The sequence below is a fragment of the Bradyrhizobium sp. genome (assembly GCF_049586575.1).
Lineage (GTDB): Bacteria > Pseudomonadota > Alphaproteobacteria > Rhizobiales > Xanthobacteraceae > Bradyrhizobium.
Window position 1 is genome coordinate 1 of record NZ_JBAVCF010000617.1, and the last position, 1,996, is coordinate 1,996.

General features: G+C 61.9%; 2 protein-coding genes and 1 pseudogene. All 3 read right to left on the reverse strand.

What is annotated here, in order from left to right; translation table 11 throughout:
• Positions 1-60: 60 nt before the first annotated feature.
• A complete protein-coding gene (gene sucD / locus WB528_RS22880; protein WP_423890957.1) occupies positions 61-945 on the reverse strand; it encodes a succinate--CoA ligase subunit alpha in 885 nt (294 codons plus the stop codon).
• Positions 946-982: 37 nt separating this feature from the next.
• Complete coding sequence (locus WB528_RS22885) at positions 983-1,462, reverse strand: DUF1579 family protein (protein WP_423890958.1); 480 nt, start codon at positions 1,460-1,462, stop codon at positions 983-985.
• Between the two features lie 4 nt (positions 1,463-1,466).
• Positions 1,467-1,996: pseudogene (sucC, locus tag WB528_RS22890) on the reverse strand (succinate--CoA ligase subunit beta); the annotation flags it as partial.

Sequence of the window (1,996 nt, forward strand, 5' to 3'; positions counted from 1 at the left end):
GTCCAGAACCAGTACCCTATTTAGGAAGAAACTTCGCCCCGAAAAGAACCAAGAAGTGAATTAGCCTTTCAATTTTTCCACAAGGGTCTTTCCGAGCCTTGCCGGGGAGGGAGACACGGAAATTCCAGCCGATTCCATCGCCGCAGTCTTGGATCCGGCATCGCCCTTGCCACCGGAAATGATCGCGCCGGCATGGCCCATGCGCCGTCCGGGGGGCGCCGTGACGCCGGCGATGAAGCCGACCATCGGCTTCTTGCGGCCGCGCTTGGCTTCGTCCTTCAGGAACTGGGCGGCGTCTTCCTCGGCCGAACCGCCGATCTCGCCGATCATGACGATCGAGGTGGTCTTGGGGTCGGCCAGGAACATCTCCAGCACGTCGATGAATTCGGTTCCCTTGACCGGATCGCCGCCGATGCCGACCGCCGTGGTCTGGCCGAGGCCTTCCTGGGAGGTCTGGAACACCGCCTCATAGGTCAGCGTACCGGAGCGCGACACGATGCCGACATTGCCGGGCTTGAAAATGTTCGCCGGCATGATGCCGATCTTGCATTCGCCCGCGGTCATGACGCCCGGACAATTGGGTCCAATGAGCCGCGACTTCGAGCCCGACAGCGAGCGCTTCACCCGCACCATGTCGAGCACCGGAATGCCTTCGGTGATGCAGACGATCAGCGGAATTTCCGCGTCGATCGCTTCGCAGATCGCATCCGCAGCGCCCGGCGGCGGCACGTAGATCACGGAAGCGTCGGCGCCGGTCTTCTCGCGTGCCTCTACGACCGTATCGAACACCGGCAGGCCGAGATGCGTCGATCCGCCTTTGCCGGGCGAGGTGCCGCCGACCATCTTGGTGCCGTAGGCGACTGCGGCCTCCGAGTGGAAGGTGCCGTTCTTGCCGGTGAAACCCTGGCAGATGACCTTGGTATTCTTGTCGATCAGGATGGACATGGGTGAGACTGCTTTCGCGAGACGATCGGTTAAGGGTTCAGGAATTCCGCCGGTAGACGCCGGTGAGCACATCGGCCCACCCTTCGGCATCGGGCGAGAACTGGATTTTCACGGAATAGCTGTTGTCGTCGATGATTTCGTAGACATGGCGCGCATTGCCGCGCAGCGAGCCGCGCACGAGGATCAGCGACTTGCCGGACCAGCCGCCGGACGCGGGCGACGGCGGATAATAGCCGAGCGAGTCGTGCCAGAATAATTTGTAGAGACGGTCCTCTCGGTCATAGGTGAACACGCCGTGGGTTGAGAAGATTTCCTTGCCGTCGCGGGTCTGGCGTGTGTCCTGGATGAGGTAGAAGCCGTTGAGATCGATGCGCGCCGAAACCTTTGCGGTCGCAGGCCCGCCTTCGGTCCAGCGCGAAGGATAGACCATCTCCTCGCCCGACCACTCGCCCGCGAACGCCGCAAGTTTGCGGTGTTCCTCGAGCGGCGTTGGAGCGGCGAGATGGTCGGCAGCCATCGGCTCAGCTTCCCTTGACGGCCTTGACGATCTTTTGCGCGGCATCATCGAGATTGTCAGCCGGCAATACGTTCAGCCCCGAAGTGCTGATGATCTTCTTGCCGGCGTCGACGTTGGTGCCTTCGAGCCGCACCACGAGCGGCACCTTGAGGCCGACTTCTTTCACCGCGGCGACCACGCCTTCGGCAATGACGTCGCACTTCATGATGCCGCCGAAGATGTTGACGAGAATGCCCTTCACGTTCGGATCGGCGGTGATGATCTTGAAGGCGGCTGCGACCTTTTCCTTGCTCGCGCTGCCGCCGACGTCGAGGAAGTTCGCCGGCGCCATGCCGTAAAGCTTGATGATGTCCATCGTGGCCATCGCAAGCCCGGCGCCGTTGACCATGCAGCCGATGGTGCCGTCGAGCGTGATGTAGTTGAGATCGTGTTTCGACGCCTCGATTTCCTTGGCGTCTTCCTCGGTCTCGTCGCGCAGCGCGACCACTTCGGGGTGACGAAAAAGCGCGTTGTCGTCGAACGACACCTTGGCGT

Coding starts and splice junctions, on each gene's coding strand:
- WB528_RS22885 (WP_423890958.1), bottom strand. CDS start 1,462: ATGGCTGCCGACCATCTCGCCGCTCCAACGCCGCTCGAGGAACACCGC.
- sucD (WP_423890957.1), bottom strand. CDS start 945: ATGTCCATCCTGATCGACAAGAATACCAAGGTCATCTGCCAGGGTTTC.